Raw genomic sequence first — 14,924 nt, 5'->3', positions numbered from 1 at the left:
CAGTCGCCGGTTACGGCACGGCGCTGGACGGGCTGAGCGCCGCTGTGTTTCCCGCCGACTGGGCCGCCGCCCTGGCGTCACGGGCCAATGTGTCGACCGAACTGGCACATATCCTGCGCGGTGACGAGGCCTCCCAGGCCCTTCGGTCGGCGATCGCGGATTGTGGATCCGCCCTGACCGTCCTATCCCGGCAGGATGCCCCGGCGATCTGGGCCCTGGCCCACACCAACCGTGCCAACGCCTTGGCGATTCTGGCGGATCGCCAAGGCGGCGAGGCGGCCGCGCGATGGTTGCAGGCCGCGATTGCCGACTATGATGCCGGACTGGAGGTCCGGACACGCAAGGACATGGCGTTCCGTTGGGCGACCACCCAGATGAACCGGGCCAACGCCCTCGAACGGCTCGGCAGCTTGACCGACGGCGAGGCGGGGACCGCTGGCCTGCGTGCCGCCATCTCCGGCTACGATGCGGCTTTGACGGCCCTCGACCCGGACCGGCATCCGGAAAACTGGGCGTGGACGCAAATGAATCGGGCGAACGCGTTGCAGGCCCTTGGCAACATCGAAGGCGGCCGCCGCGGCATCGACCTGCTGCACGCCGCCGTGGCTGGCTACGACGCGGCGCTGACCGTACAGACCTTGCACGGCATGCCCGTCCACTGGGCGCGCACCCACATGAACTGCGGCAACGCCTTGCGCCGGCTGGCGGACCTGACCGGCGGTTTCGAGGGTGTTGCGCTGCTGCGGAACGCACTCGCCGACTTCGACGACTCCCTGACCGTACGCACACCGGAAGCCGCACCGCTGGAATGGGCCGGGTCACAGATGAACCGCGCCAACGCCCTGGTGGATCTCGCCGCCCTGACGGACGGCGCCGACGAGCGTACCCTTCTCGACGCGGCGGTCGATGCGTGCGGCGCCGCGCTTTCGGTGCTGGACCAGTCGTCGACGCCGGTCGAGTGGTTACGGGCGCAGGACCGTCATGATCGGGGATTTTTCACAGCCGATACATTGGGCGGTCTATGGCCTCTTCGGCGGCTGATGCCGTCGGGCAGGGGGCCAGGCCTGCGTTCCGCTCGGCGAATGGCGACCGATCCGGGTCATCGGCCGAACAGCCCGATCACGGCCCAGTGGATCGGTTGCGCCAAGTCCATGGTCAGCGCGGACGTGACCGCGCTATCACCGCCGCGATCCTCCGCTTCGAGTTCCTCATCCCACACGGCGGCGATGGGAACGGACGCGGCTTGCGGACATACGGCGTCAGACCGACCGCCGTGTCCATTCCGCAGCCGTTGCTGGGCTCGTCGCAACGCTTCGGTCGGCTCCAGACCCAGCCCCCGGAGGTTGAGGAAGATGTCATGGACGAGCGCGCTCAACGTGGTGTTAAAGACTGGCCAGAAACTTGCCGCGACGGCGCCCACGCCGGCCTGAAGAAAGGCTGTCGGCAGGCCAAGGAATTCGTCGGGCGTGCGCTCGACGCTGGCCAAACCCGACATGCAGGCGCCGAGAACGGCGAAACGGCAGCGCTCCATGCCGGCAGCGCGCAGATCGCCCGCCGTCAGGAGTTCCCTGCGAGCCAGAACCAATCCGGACCGGTTGTGATCCTGGGGATCCCACAGGCCATGACACATGAAGCTGGCATAGGTGCAGGAGGACAGCTTTCCCCGAATCCGCGCCAGGGTGGCGCGGCTGCCCTGATGGTCATCGACCTGCTCGGCCGCAAAGAGCGCTGCGGCCGGGTTGGGATCGATGGACAGATCCCGCAACGGGTCCGTGACGGCCAGCAGCAGGTCCGGGTTCGTCTTCCCGGCCGATGTACGCCGCCCCGTCCGGGCCAGGGCGATAACGCTGGGGGCGTAGGACAGGTTCCAGTTGTCGAACATGCAGGTCCAGCAGCCGTTTCCATCCCGTTGCCCGGCGGCGTGCAAAGGGAGAACCGCCAGACGCCCCGGCGCGATCAAGGTGACGCTCGCACCCGGTTCGAGCCCCATGTCCTTCAGCATCCGGTCGAGAGGCTCCATCATGTCCCGCCAAAGCCTTTCCAGGGTGGAGGAGACGCACCGGTTCCAAGCGGCCCCTCCCTCCTCGCTGCCGCGTCCGGCGGTGCGATTCAGGTCTGCGACGAAAGCCGTGTATTCGTTCATCCAGCCATCGCCGTCGTCGTTCACCAACAGCCTTTCCAGATCCTTCTCGGTAAAACCTGGGACCAGACGACGCAGGATCTGATCCGGATGCGTGGCGCCGTTGGGAATGGCCAGGAAAGCCGTTCCCATGGCGGTGGTGGAAATCACCACGGCGGCCCCCGGCGTTCCGATGTCGGCGGCGGCCACGATGCTGTCGAAGGCCAGTGGGAACGGACGGTTCAGGCCACACCGGTCCAGCAGGGCTACGAACTCGCGGTAGATCGCGGCGATTTCCTCCATCGGCTTCTCAAGGCCGACATGGGCCGTCGCCCGCCCGGCGGCATCGGCGGCAGTCGCCCACGACGATTGCCGCCGTTCGAGTTCACGGCGCGCCTCGTGCAGCCGACGCCTGCAATCATCCAGGCGCTCCCGGTCTTCCTCGTTCAGTGCGGCCTCGGCAAGGCGCAGATGCTCGCGCAGGAAATGCGCCCGTCCGGCTTCCACCGCCAGCACGGCTTCGGCACCCCGGTTCATCCGGGCAAGCGCGAAGCCGGCCATGTCTCCCAGCCCGGTCAGGCGGTTGATGCGATCGACGGCCTCCGCAGCGGTGGAAGCCTCCAGCAACCAGGAATTCGCCCGTTCCAGCGCAATCAGGGCAGTCTCGGCACAGCCGGACCAGTCCTCTTGCAGAAGGCGCGCCTCCACGCCGCTGCGGATGGCCGAAATCAGGTTCCCGGAATGGCCGGATCGTTCAAGGTCGGCGCACAGGATCGCGTTGCTGTTCAACACCTGTTGCAGGAGCTGGCGGCGCTCAGCACCCGTTTTGCGTTCGGCAAGGTCGATCAAGGTCGATATCTGGTTGATGACTGTCCTTTGCCATGGCAGAGGCAGGCTGTTCCTGGGGGCAAGCTGCAAGGCGATATCGAACGCTGAAATGGCCTGCTCCAGCAATACCGTGCCGTCGTCACCCGCCTTCCGTTGTCCAAGGCGGAAAAGAACGCTGCCCCGGTTTTTCTGGATCGCCGCCCAACCCACAGGCATGGTCTCACGATCCGTCACCGTCAAGGCAAGGTCATAGCCCGCCAGGGCCATCTTCAGAAAGGTCAGCCCGGCGCTCCCGCTTTTTTGCTCGCCCAGACGGAACAGAACCGTGGCCCGGTTCATCTGGACCATGCCCCAGTCCGCCGACCTGCTGTCCTGCCGGTAGACGGTGAGTGCGGCGTCATAGCTTTCAACAGCTTGGCGCAAAAGCCGCTCTCTCTCACGGCCGTCCACCATTTCACCCAAGGTGAGAAGAGCGGTGCCGCGGCAACTATGACCCCGAGCCCAATCGATCGACGTTTCGTCCTGGAGCGTGGCGGTCAGCGTGTCCTCCAAGATGACGACGGCATCGCGGATCCTGCCGCAGCCTTCGGCTTCACCCGTCATCTCCCCCAACGCCACCAAAGTCGAGGCACGAATTCTCTGGATGAACACCCAGCCCGCCCGATGAGTTTGCCTATCCGTCACGTCCAGCGCACGATCGCAGGCTTCGATCGCATCGCGCAGACATGCGCGTCCATCATCCCCCCCATCCATCTGTCCGAGGGAGCGGAGCAGGTCGGCCCGATGGCCCTGCACCATGGCCCATTTGGCGGGGGTGTTTTCCCTCGTGAAAATCCGGAGGATGGCATCGTACTGGGCGAGCGCCTCCAGCCACCATGACCGTTGTTCTCCGCCTGCCGCCAGAGCACCCAGCCCGGCAAGAGCGCTGGCGCGATTGTTGGCGGCGTTGGCCCATTTGACAGGATCGGTCTGTCGGCTTACCGCGCTCAGGACGGCATCGGAATCGGCGACAGCCCGGCGCAGGGCGTCACGGTCGCTGTTGCCCTGCGCGGCGATCTGACAAAGCAGAGCCGCGCGGTTGCTGCGAACCGACATGCACAGTTCCGGCAAGATTTGAAAGGGGATCCGCTCCAGGATTTCGCCATAGATAGCCTCGACCCGTTTGAAGGCCGCCCAATCCTCCTCGCCGTCCTCCATCCCGATCAGGGATGCCATGGTGGAAGCCCGGTTCATCTGGATCATGGCCCACCCCCTGGCATCCCTTTCAAAAGTTTGCACTTCCAGTGCGGCATCGTAGGCGGCCAGGGCCTCCAGGAACTCCTGTCTTCGACCGGTAATCCTGGCGAGGTTGCCGAGGACACTGGCGCGATTGTTATGAACCATCGCCCATTGCGCCGGGCGGTCGGCATATGTCATCACCAGCCAGGTGGCGGCATAGGCGTCCAAGGCGTCCTGAAGAAAGCCCGGATCCGCTTGCATCTCTCCCCACTTCGCCACCGAACGGGCCAGCACCTCGATCAAGTCGGCAAAGTGCAAGCGGATTTCAGGAGCTTGTCCGGCATCGACCAATGCTTCCAGCATATCCGTGGCTGCTGGCAGGATGGTCCTCGCCAATTCGGCGCAACGCCGGAAATGCGCGGGGTCATCCTCTTCCAACTCAAGGAATTCCTCGACCAGTGGCCTGCATTCCAGCCAATCCACGCGACACCTCCCAAGCAGGTCCACCGCGATTGTACCCCGTTTCGGCTTTGCGGTCATAAACGGCCGCAAGCGCAAGAAGGCGTGTTGCATGGAGGTGATTTTGGCGATGACGCCCCCTGTTCTTTCCCTCACTCAGGGGGTGAGGTGGTCCCCGTTCCCCAGAGTGGAGTTGCCCTGGCAAAGTGGAGAGCCTTCTGAGACAACAGCGCGGATCAGGAGGCCTCATGAGGATAACGTCCAAGGAGTTCTCTTTTCCTTGCGCCGCAGCGGTCGCCCACACATGACGGCGCCTGCCGACGCGGTCTTGACACCGCGCTCGCAGCCGCCAAAAAGGATAGGGCCTGCCGAACGGCGACCGGCCACAAGGACATCCGGCGCGTGATCCCCCTCTCGTCTCTCCAACGCCTCTTCGATGCGGCCACCTTCAGCCGAGGGGCCGCCTATCAGCGCGAAGGGCGGGTTTCCGCCCTTCAGGCGCAGCGCTTGGCGAACGGCGCGATCCGCCTGTCCGCGACCGTGCGGGGGTCGCACCGAATCCCCTACGCGCAGAGCATCCTGTTTCAGTGGGCTGGCAACACGCTTTCGGCGCTTTCGGGCGAGTGCGATTGCCCGGTTGGCTTCAATTGCAAGCATGTCGCCGCCGCTCTGATCGCCTGGGTGTTGAGTTCCGACCAGCCAACGGCGCCGACGACGATGCCAACGACTACGGCGCGGCGCGTCCCGAGCGACCCGGAATTTACGCCGCCTCAAACGGCGGTCCCCGCGCTGTCCCCGTCCTTGCAGGCGCTTTTGTCCCGGTTGAGCGACGCGGCGGCGGTGGACGGCGGCGACGTCTATCCCGAAACGGTGCGCAAGCGGCTTTTGTATGCGCTGCGGTTGGACAGCGGAGCGGGCGGCGCCGAGGCGGTGGTTCAACCCTTGTCCGTCTCCATCCGCAAGGACGGCGCCTTTGGCGTGGACGAGAAGCCCCTCAGCCTCGACCCGATCCGCAGCGTGACGATGGCGAAGTTCATCACCCCGTCCGACCGGACCATTCTGACCGATCTGGCGCAAAACACCCGGTCGACCGCTGGCGCGCGCGACGAAGGCCGGGTGTTGCGGGGGGAATGGAGCGGCTGGTTGGTCGAGCGGATGCTGAAAACCGGGCGGCTCCATTGGCAGGATTTCCGCGCCAACCCGCCGCTGCGCTCCGGCCCGACGCGGCGGGGAACGGCCTGTTGGGTGGCGGACGAGCGGGGGCGGCAGCGGTTTTCCATCGCGCTGGACTCCCCCGCCGCGCTGACGTTGCCGACCACGCCGTTGCTGTATGTGGATCGGGAGAGCGGGGAGTGCGGCGTGGTGGAGGCCGACATCCGCCCGCATCTGGCCGCCGCCCTGCTGTCCGCGCCGCCCGTGCCGCCGGGGGAGGTCGCCGCCTTTGTGGCCGGGGTGGAATCGCTTGGCCTGCCGCTGCCGACGCGGGCCCGCCGCCCCGACCCAGACGGAAACCCGCCGCGTGACGCCGCGCCCGCTGTTGCGTCTGGGGCAGGCGACCCGGCCCTACACGCCCTACGCCTATGGCATGACCGTATCCGACAAGGTCGCGGTGGCGGCGTTGGGCTTTGACTATGGCGGGCAACGTGTTGGTCTGGCGGAGGAGACGGGGCCGCTGCAATGGATGGAGGACGGGGTTCTCGTCACCGCGCACCGCCAGCCCAAGGCGGAGGCCGCCGCGTCCGCGCGGTTGCGCCGGGCGGGCTTGGTCCTGAACGAGACGCCGCTCAACGTCGGGCGCGGGCCGAGCGTGCGGCGGGGCCTGTTCGTGTCGCCAACCGGCCCAGCCGGCGAATTTGACGAGACGAGCCACTGGCTGAATTTCTGCCTCGAACTTTTGCCGGATCTGCGGGCCGAGGGGTGGGGGATCGAGATCGACGCCGATTTCCCCTATCAGATCCTCGAAGCGCCGCAGAGCTGGACGATGGAGGTTGGCGAGGGGACGGGAATCGATTGGTTCGGCCTGTCGCTCGGCATCGAGGTGGGCGGGGAGCGGGTCGATCTGCTGCCGGTTCTGCGCTCCCTCATCGGGGTTTTGGGCCGTTTGGGGGAGGATGAGTTTGCCGACGACGGAATGGAAACCGCGCTCGACGCGCTGGTCCCCGACGGGGTGCTGTTCGTTCGGGTCGGCAAGGATCGTTTCCTGCCGCTGAACGTCGAGCGGTTGCGCCCGATGCTGGGCGTGCTGATGGAGCTGTTCGGGCTGCAAGCTCCGGGCGCGGATGGCGGTCCGTTGCGGATCGGGCGGACCCATCTGGGGGATCTGGCCGCGTTGGAAGAGGCGGCGACCGCCGCCGGGGTGCCGGTGCTGGGGGCCGACGCCGTGCGCGGCATGGCGCGCAGCCTGCGCGAGGCGGGCGGGGTGCCGGTGGCGGATCTTCCCGACGGCTTGCGCGCCACGCTGCGGCCCTATCAGCACACGGGGGTGAATTGGCTGCAATTCCTGGCCGCGCACGGGTTCGGCGGGCTGCTGGCTGACGACATGGGGTTGGGCAAAACGGTGCAGGCGCTGACCCATCTGCTGATCGAGAAGGAATCCGGGCGGATGGACCGCCCCTGCCTGCTGATCGCCCCGACCAGCGTGTTGGGCAACTGGCGCGGCGAGGCGGCGCGCTTCGCGCCCGATCTGCGCACGCTGGTCCTGCATGGCCCGCAGCGCAAGGCGGCGCACGGTGATCTGGCCGATTATGATCTGGTCGTCACCTCTTACGCCCTGCTGCCGCGCGACCGCGCGGTGCTGGAGGCGCAGCCCTGGCATCTGGCGATCTTCGACGAGGCGCAGTATCTGAAAAACCCGACCTCGCAAGCGACCAAGGCGACCCACGCGCTGGAGGCGCGGCAACGTCTGTGTCTGACCGGCACGCCGGTGGAAAACAATCTGGACGAGCTGTGGTCGCTGTTTTCCGTCGCCGCGCCGTCGCTGTTCGGCGACCGCACCGGCTTCCGCCGCCTGTTCCGCACCCCCATCGAAAAGCATGGCGACGCGGAGCGGCGGCGGGTGCTGGCCCGTCGGGTCCGCCCCTTCCTGCTGCGCCGCACCAAGGAGGAGGTCGCCAGCGAGCTGCCGCCGAAGACCGAGATGGTCGAGCGGGTCGATCCCCAGGCCGCCCAGCGTGATCTGTACGAAACGATCCGGCTGGCGATGGACCAGCGCGTGCGCGAGGAAATCGCCCGCAAGGGCTTGGCCCGCAGCCACATCACCATTTTGGACGCGCTGTTGAAGCTGCGGCAGGTCTGCTGCGACCCAGGGCAATCGGGTGAAGGGTTATAATCCTGTATAGAGGATTTTCCGTCATCCCCGCGAAGGCGGGGATCCAGGCTTTTCGGTCAGATTCTCTCTGGGAACTCTGGATCCCCGCCTTCGCGGTGATGACTAATTTCCTAATGAAGGAATTTCAAGCCTTCACCCGATTGCCCTGTGTTGCGACCCTCGGCTGGTCAAGCTGGAGAGCGCGCGCAAGCGGGTGGAGAAGGGGGCGGCGTCGGCCAAGCTGGAGCGTCTGTTGGAACTGCTGCCCGACCTGCTGGCCGATGGTCGGCGGATTTTGCTGTTCTCGCAATTCACATCCATGCTCGACCTCATCAAGCCGGAACTGGCGAGGTTGGGGATTCCCTTCGTCGAATTGACCGGCGACACCCGCGACCGCGAGACGCCGGTGCGCCGTTTTCAGGCGGGCGAGGCGCCGCTGTTCCTCATCAGCCTGAAGGCGGGCGGCGCCGGGCTGAATCTGACCGCCGCCGACACGGTGATCCATTATGATCCCTGGTGGAATCCGGCGGTGGAGGACCAAGCCACCGACCGCGCCCACCGGATCGGCCAGGATAAGCCGGTCTTCGTCTACAAGCTGGTGACGGTCGGCACGGTGGAGGAGCGGATGCTCACCCTTCAGGAGCGCAAACGCCAGTTGGGCGAAGCGGTCTATGACGCGACGGCGACGGAAGCCGATTTGTTGACCGCCGACGATCTGGACGTCTTGCTGGCGCCCATCGAAGGGTGATCGGGCCGACGTTCGGGCCGCCCCCGCCTCAGTCCGCCAGAGCTTCGTCGGCGACGATGCTGTCAGCGATCAACGGAACCCAGAAGACCAGATTTTCCCGCGCCGCGCCGCCCTTGGGCACCGCGATCCCCGCCTCTTCGGCGCGCTTTTGCCAACGCATTCGGGTGGCCACGTCGGCGCCCTCCAGCCAGTTCAGCGCCAGCCGGGCGTTGCGGGATGTCGTGGCTTCCTCCACCTTCAACCGCTTTTCGCCACGGCGCTGAATGCGCAGCTTGTCCAATTCGCGGGCGGCCTGTTCGGCGGTGGTGGTGTCCTTGCGGGTGATGTGGAACGTCACCTCCACCACCTGCCCGCCGCCGCGCCCCCGGCCCTGCCGCTTTTCGGACATCGCCGCTTCAAATCCGGCCAATTGGTTGATTTCCTCCAACGCCGGTTGCAGGGCGCGGATGTTGAAATCCTTCCAATCCTTCAGCTTGTCGCGGCAGCCCAACAGATCGCGCAATTCGGACGTTTTGACCGTCCAGAAGGGGGCCGCCGCGTCGCGGTCGGCGTAGCGTTTCAGGATCTCGTACAGGATCAGGGAGTATTTCGATTCGAACTGATACACCACCTTCAAGGAGATGTAGCTGTAGAGCGCCGGTTCGACCAGTTTTTCCGCCAATCCGGCGGGAAAGGCGTAGGTCAATTCGCCGGTGCGTTCGACCAGTTCGCATTCGCCCAGCAATTGGGACGACCGCCAAATCTCGCCACGGGCGGAATCCAGGTAATTGAATTGCACCACGGTCTTTTGCAGGCGGGTGATGCTCGACTTCAGCCGCCGATTGCTGGAATCCTCCACCCCGTCGCGGGCCGCCGCCGCGAAGGAACGGATTTCGGACATTTTGACGGTGTGGTACGGCACCTTGCCCATGTCGCGATAGGCGGCGGCCAGCAGATGGTTGAACAGCCGCCGGTCGGCCAGCGTCAACGCCCCTTCCGGTTCGCTGATTTCAACCGCGCCGGTTGATTTCGGGAACTGCCCACCCGGTTTGGCGGCGATTTGCTGCCGCGCTGTCGTTTCCCCCGCCATGCCCCGCCCCCGATCTCCCGGACATTCCCGCAGCGCTCATGTCCGAATTAACTATCGGACAGGAAACCGCTGTCAAGTCCGATTTAAAAACAGGGGTGACGCCGCGATCCGACCCGGTCAGCATGCCCCAGCGCCGCGCCCCGTCCTTCGCGCCGCCGTCGCCCTGCCCTGCCAAACTGTCCGAATTGCGTCGCCCTGCCCAAATGTCCGATAAAGCCCCGATCCCCCTGCCCTGCCGTCCGAATATCCCTGTCCGAATGTCCGTATAAGCCTGACCAGACGTCCGAAATACCCGACCAAATGTCCGAACCTACCCCGCAACACCTTGATTCATATCCAAAATCCGGCCCCTAGGAATCTGAAGGAATCCAGGAATCAAGAAGGAAAGCGGATTTCGGACATTTGGCCGGGGCAAACGACCCTCCTCCTCCGCAAGAGTGTGGGCCGTGAAAGCCTCAGCCGTCGCCTTTCCTTCGCGACGCGGACAAAAACATCGACAGCCCCCTGCCCTTTCGACCTGGATGGCGGCGCCGTCACCGGATTGAATTCGGACATTTGGTCGGATTCCGAGTCGTCCCCTTCCGACTCCGTTTCAGGCTCCAGCTTCGTGATCGCGCCGCGCCGTCTTGATGGCGTTGACCACCTTGTATCAAGTCGGTAGGATGCCGCCGATCCTTCAAGGGGGAAACGCTATGACCGGGAGCGAGATGCGGGCCATCCGCGAGCGGCGGGGCTTGACGCAGCCCGATTTCGCCGCATGGCTCAACGACACGCTCAACCGCCGTTACGACGGCGCGAAAATCAGCCGCTGGGAAACGGAGCGGGAGAAAATCCCCCGCGAAATTGAAGGCACTTTGTTGATCGCCTCGTTGGGCGGGCGGGAGCTGCGCGGCGGCGGGCGTCCGCTGGTGCTGTCCACCACCCTGACCAAGGGCGGGTCGGCGAAGACGGAATCGGCGGTCAACATCGCCTATATTCTGGCCCGCGCGGGCTATCGGACGCTGCTGGTCGACGCCGACAGCCAGGCGAACGCCTCGGTTCACGTCGGGCTGGACAAGGAGCGTCTGGTCGCGCTGACCAAGGCGCGCTTGACGCTGGCCGACGTCATCCTGGACCGGGCGACCGCCGCCGCCGCCATCGTGTCGGTGGATCAGGCCCCCAATCTGGATCTGCTGCCGTCCAGCATCGCGTTGGCGCGGGCGGAAAGCGAATTGAACGGCCAGCCTTTCGGACGTTTGGCCCGCCTGTCGGAGGTGATTCGCAGCGTCGGCGACCGATACGACTTCGTCATCGTTGATTGCGCGCCCGCCATCGGCACGGTGACGCTCAACGCCCTGGTGGCGGCGGATTGGGTGCTGATGCCCTGCCAGACCGAAAGCTTCGCCGTGATGGCGGTGGAGGATCTGGTGCAGGAAACCATCGGCGCCTTGACCAAGCGGGAAAACCCGCGTTTGAAGGTTCTCGGCATTCTGCCCACCCTCTACAACGCGCGGCAGACGCAGGACCGCGCCTCGCTCGACGAGATTCACGCGCTGTGGGGGCCGCGCTTCAAGGTGTATGATCCGGTGCCGCGCAGCGCCGTCTACGCCCAGGCGTCCGCCGCCCAGACGATCACCCTGGCGGCGGATCCGGGCGCGCCGGGGGTGGAAAGCTACGTCGCCATCGCCCGCGACCTGATTGACGCCGCCGAACGGATGGAGGCCGCCGATGCCGCCTAAACTGGTGCGCAAGCCGACCCGGATCGGCGCCTATGAGCAGGGCGGAATCGGCGTGGTGGATGGCCTGACCGGGGTGTCCGGCGATTTCCCCCGCCTGATCGAGGTTGGCCTGGACGCCATCCGCGACAACCCCGACCAGCCCCGGACGGTGTTCGACGAGGAGGCGCTCCGCTCCCTGGCCGACTCCATCGCGCGCCATGGGCTGCAACAGCCGATCCTGGTGGCCGAGCTGCCGGAACGCGGCGTCTATCGGCTGGTCGCGGGGGAGCGGCGTTTGCTGGCCCATCGGATGTTGGGGCGGGCGACGATCTTCGCCATCATCACCGCTGGCAAGCCCGAAGAAATCAGCATCATCGAGAATGTGCTGCGCGAGGATCTCGACGCGGTCGATTTCGCGCGCGGGCTGGAACGGCTGATCGACAGTCACGGCTACACCCACGACGCGCTTGGCGCGTTGATCGGCAAGGACGCGACCGTCGTCACCAAATCCCTGGCGGTGTTGCGGCTGCCGTCGGACATTCTGGCCGATTACCAGACCAACCGCGCCCGTCAGGTCAGCGCCAGCGTGCTGCGCGAAATCGCCGAAGCGGGCGAGGAGCCGACGCAGCGGCGCTTGTGGCGCAAAGCGTCGGAGGGGTTGACGGTCAAACAGCTCCGCGTCGCCAAAAAGGCGGAGGCCGCTGGCGAGACGGACGACGCGCTCGCCTTGCGGGTCGCGAAAAGCGTCAAGGCCATCGGTCGGGAGGTCGACGCGTTGAAGGCCGCCCGCGACGGGTTGGGCGCGGCGCACCGCAGCCGTTTGGCCGAACTGCACGCCGAGATCGGGCGGTTGCTGGCCGGTGATTGACCGCATCCTGCGACGTCACAGCTCGCCATAGGATTGTTTGTCACTCAATTTTTCGGCGAGCTGTGACGTCGCAGCGTTTCGGGCGTGACGGTCCCACGCGCTGCGGCGCGCCCGCTTTTTGCAAATTTTGACCCGGCGCGCTTGAGATTTTGTTCCTGTCGTGTTCTGGTTTTCCCGTCGGCGGGGCGGGAGGATGGTCGTGACGGGTTCGGCGGGCGCGGGCGGCGAAGGCTGCGAATCAGCGGATAGAAATTCAGGAAGCCCGCCGGTTCGGGCCTTCAACCGTTCGGGCGGCCCGATGGCCGACGCCCGATGGCCGGGGGACGACGAACACAAGACATTGTTCCTGTCCGCCAGCCGATCCACCTTCCCTCCCCTGCCCTGTTCCTGGCCGCGCGCGGGCGGCTTGCGGTCGCCGCCCGGCTGACGGGCCGGGCCGCAGGACGCGGCGCAGAATGTCCGACAATGAAGGAGGCGCGCCATGGGCGCAGAGTTTCGGCGACGCGCGGCGCCGGACGCCGCGCTCGCGCGTCGATTGGCGGGCGGCGGCGGTCTGTTGGGCGCGCAACCAGGGAGGACGCGGTGAGAGACTATGGAAAGGTGCGGACGGTCTTTTGGACCGACGACCGCGTCGCGTCGCTCAGCGACGATGGAAAGCTGCTGGCGCTGTATCTGCTGACCAGCCCGCACGCCAACGCGGTCGGGTGCTACCGGCTGCCCAGCGGCTATGTGTCCGACGATGTGGGGTGGGAGCGGGCGCGCGTGGAGCGGGCCTTTGGCGAATTGGTCGAGGCCCGCTTCGCCCGCCGCTGCCCCCGCACGGGCTGGACGTTGATCGTCAATTACCTGCGCCACAACGAGATTGAAAACGGCAATGTCGGCAAGGCTTGCGTGCGGATGCTGGAACAGGTGCCCGCCTCCGTGCCCTTCGCCGACGCGCTGTTGCGCGCGCTGTCGCCCTGCCGGGAACGCTTTCCCGACGGGTTCCTGGAACGGTACGCCAAACGGTTTCCAAACCCTTTGCCCATCCCAGAACCTGAACCCGACCCGGAACCATCCACAAAGGCTGACGCCTTTGCGACCGCGCGCCGTGAAGCGCCCACCGCGCCGACCGACGCGGAACTGGTCTGGGGCGACGGCTTGGCGTGGCTGTCGCAGGCCAGCGGCAAGGCGGCCAACGGCCTGCGCGCCCTGATTGGCCGCTGGTGCGCCGTGTATGGCGCCGACCATGTGCTGGTCGTGATGTCCGATTGCCGAAGCCAATCGCCCCCCGTCGTTGGTCCCGTCGCCTGGATCGAAGCCGCCCTCAAACACCGGAAGACCGCCCATGACCGACATCGTTCCTCTGTCCAGCCGCCGCGCCGCCGCAACGGCCTGCTTGAACTCCGCGAACAGGAGCTTGGCCTCAGCCCTGGAAAGCCGGGTGGAGGTGTTGCCGGATGGGACGGAACGGCCTTCGATCTGGACGCCGCCGCCGTCCGTGTCGCCTGACCTGCGGGCGGAGGCCGCCGCCGCCCTGGCGGCGATGGACGCCGCTGAATCGGTCGCGCCGTCGTCGCGCGTCCGGCAATGGCTGATCGATCTGGCCCCGCTGGTCGCGGGCGTCATGACGCTGGAAGACGCCCGCCAGCGGGTGGACGCCCTGGCCGTCAGCCTGGACTATCCCGAGGCCTGCTTCACCCCGGCCTCGCTGCGCAAGGCGGCCCGGCGTTTCACCTTCTTTCCCGGTTACAAGGAGCTGTGCGACGTTCTGGACGATCATCGCACCGAATTGCGGGTGAGACGCCAGCGGCTGGCCGCCATCGTTCAGGCGGGCGGCCAAGCCGGACCGGCGGCGGTCGGGCGGAAAACGCCGCCCTCCCCCGCCCCGCTCCCGCCCTTCCCCGCCCCCATCGACCGCAGCGCCCCGGCCCAGGACCGCGTGCGCCGGATTCTGGCGGAGGCCGGAATCGCCCTGCGCATTCCGGGAACCGGGCCGGGCCGACCGACGGCGGACGGCCCGGGGGACCGTCACCAACCGGCGGCGATGTCGTAATCCCGCACCGCCGGGACCGAGACAAGCCCTGCGCTCAACAGGGCGTCCTTGTGCTGGCGGGCGCGCAGGACGATGGCCTCATAGGCGGCGTCCACCGCCAGACCGAAGGCCACCATCGCTTGCGCCGTCGGAACCGGCATCAGGGCGTTGTCCGCGTCGATCCAGACGCGGGTGTCCGGCCAATCCGCCGCCCCTTGCAAAGCCAGGGCGGCGCGGGCGACGCCGCCGCCGATGTCCGTACGGTCTTGGGCGGTCAGGCGAAAGCGGTGGCCGTTGTGGACGACGCCAACGGCCAGCTTGTCGGCCTTCAACCGTTCCACCTCCGCCACCCGCCGCAACCGCAGCGCCGGCAGGCCTTCGGTCCGCAGCGACCAGACCGCGCCGTCATAGAGCGTGTCGCCGGTCAACGGCACGTCAGGATCCGGCGCGTCCCGATGCAAGACGGCGGTGTCGGGCGTCGCCCACGGGAACAGCGTGTCCCCGATCATCAGGCCGTCGGCCCCAAAGGCGGCGGGGGTGTCGTCCGGGGCGGTGTGGACCACCGCGCCGCTGTCCATATGCGTCAGAACCAGCATG

11 protein-coding genes are annotated in these 14,924 nt (G+C 66.6%); 8 read left to right on the top strand and 3 right to left on the bottom strand.

What is annotated here, in order from left to right; genetic code table 11:
• Positions 1-1,099 precede the first annotated feature (1,099 nt).
• Positions 1,100-4,648, bottom strand: coding sequence for a CHAT domain-containing protein (locus ACODS4_RS23755; RefSeq protein WP_488868150.1), 3,549 nt, complete (start codon positions 4,646-4,648; stop codon positions 1,100-1,102).
• A gap of 378 nt (positions 4,649-5,026) precedes the next feature.
• Here ACODS4_RS23755 and ACODS4_RS23750 point away from each other — a divergent pair, with 378 nt between their 5' ends.
• The 3 genes from ACODS4_RS23750 (at position 5,027) to ACODS4_RS23740 (ending at position 8,679) form a co-directional block, all read left to right on the top strand.
• Positions 5,027-6,253, top strand: coding sequence for an SWIM zinc finger family protein (locus ACODS4_RS23750; RefSeq protein ID WP_488868149.1), 1,227 nt, complete (start codon positions 5,027-5,029; stop codon positions 6,251-6,253).
• Positions 6,144-7,952, top strand: a complete 1,809-nt coding sequence (locus ACODS4_RS23745; RefSeq protein WP_488868148.1) for a DEAD/DEAH box helicase — start codon at positions 6,144-6,146, stop codon at positions 7,950-7,952. Before ACODS4_RS23750 ends, ACODS4_RS23745 begins: the two co-directional genes overlap by 110 nt.
• Before the next feature lie 193 nt (positions 7,953-8,145).
• The gene (locus ACODS4_RS23740; protein ID WP_488868147.1) at positions 8,146-8,679 is read left to right on the top strand and encodes a DEAD/DEAH box helicase; all 534 of its coding nucleotides are present in this window, start codon (positions 8,146-8,148) and stop codon (positions 8,677-8,679) included.
• Between the two features lie 28 nt (positions 8,680-8,707).
• On the opposite strand, the gene ACODS4_RS23735 is transcribed toward ACODS4_RS23740, so the two are convergent.
• Positions 8,708-9,748 (bottom strand): replication initiation protein, encoded by a 1,041-nt coding sequence (locus ACODS4_RS23735; protein WP_488868146.1) that lies wholly within the window; start codon positions 9,746-9,748, stop codon positions 8,708-8,710.
• Positions 9,749-10,440: 692 nt separating this feature from the next.
• Between ACODS4_RS23735 and ACODS4_RS23730 the strand changes: the two genes are divergently transcribed.
• The 5 genes from ACODS4_RS23730 to ACODS4_RS23710 all read left to right on the top strand — a co-directional run bounded on the left by ACODS4_RS23730 (position 10,441) and on the right by ACODS4_RS23710 (position 14,348).
• Complete coding sequence (locus ACODS4_RS23730; RefSeq protein WP_488868145.1) at positions 10,441-11,466, top strand: AAA family ATPase; 1,026 nt, start codon at positions 10,441-10,443, stop codon at positions 11,464-11,466.
• Positions 11,456-12,313, top strand: a complete 858-nt coding sequence (locus tag ACODS4_RS23725; RefSeq protein WP_488868144.1) for a ParB/RepB/Spo0J family partition protein — start codon at positions 11,456-11,458, stop codon at positions 12,311-12,313. Before ACODS4_RS23730 ends, ACODS4_RS23725 begins: the two co-directional genes overlap by 11 nt.
• A gap of 199 nt (positions 12,314-12,512) precedes the next feature.
• Positions 12,513-12,740: a hypothetical protein gene (locus ACODS4_RS23720; RefSeq protein ID WP_488868143.1), complete on the top strand. Its 228-nt coding sequence runs from the start codon at positions 12,513-12,515 to the stop codon at positions 12,738-12,740.
• Between the two features lie 155 nt (positions 12,741-12,895).
• Positions 12,896-13,804, top strand: a complete 909-nt coding sequence (locus ACODS4_RS23715) for a hypothetical protein (RefSeq protein ID WP_488868142.1) — start codon at positions 12,896-12,898, stop codon at positions 13,802-13,804.
• Complete coding sequence (locus ACODS4_RS23710) at positions 13,794-14,348, top strand: hypothetical protein (protein ID WP_488868141.1); 555 nt, start codon at positions 13,794-13,796, stop codon at positions 14,346-14,348. The genes ACODS4_RS23715 and ACODS4_RS23710 overlap by 11 nt, the downstream gene beginning before the upstream one ends.
• Here ACODS4_RS23710 and ACODS4_RS23705 read toward each other — a convergent pair.
• The gene (locus ACODS4_RS23705) at positions 14,324-14,923 is read right to left on the bottom strand and encodes a DUF4376 domain-containing protein (RefSeq protein WP_488868140.1); all 600 of its coding nucleotides are present in this window, start codon (positions 14,921-14,923) and stop codon (positions 14,324-14,326) included. The genes ACODS4_RS23710 and ACODS4_RS23705 overlap by 25 nt on opposite strands.
• Position 14,924: the final 1 nt, after the last annotated feature.

The sequence above is a fragment of the Azospirillum sp. FG154 genome (genome assembly GCF_057809575.1).
This window is presented reverse-complemented; position numbering and strand designations above follow the sequence as displayed.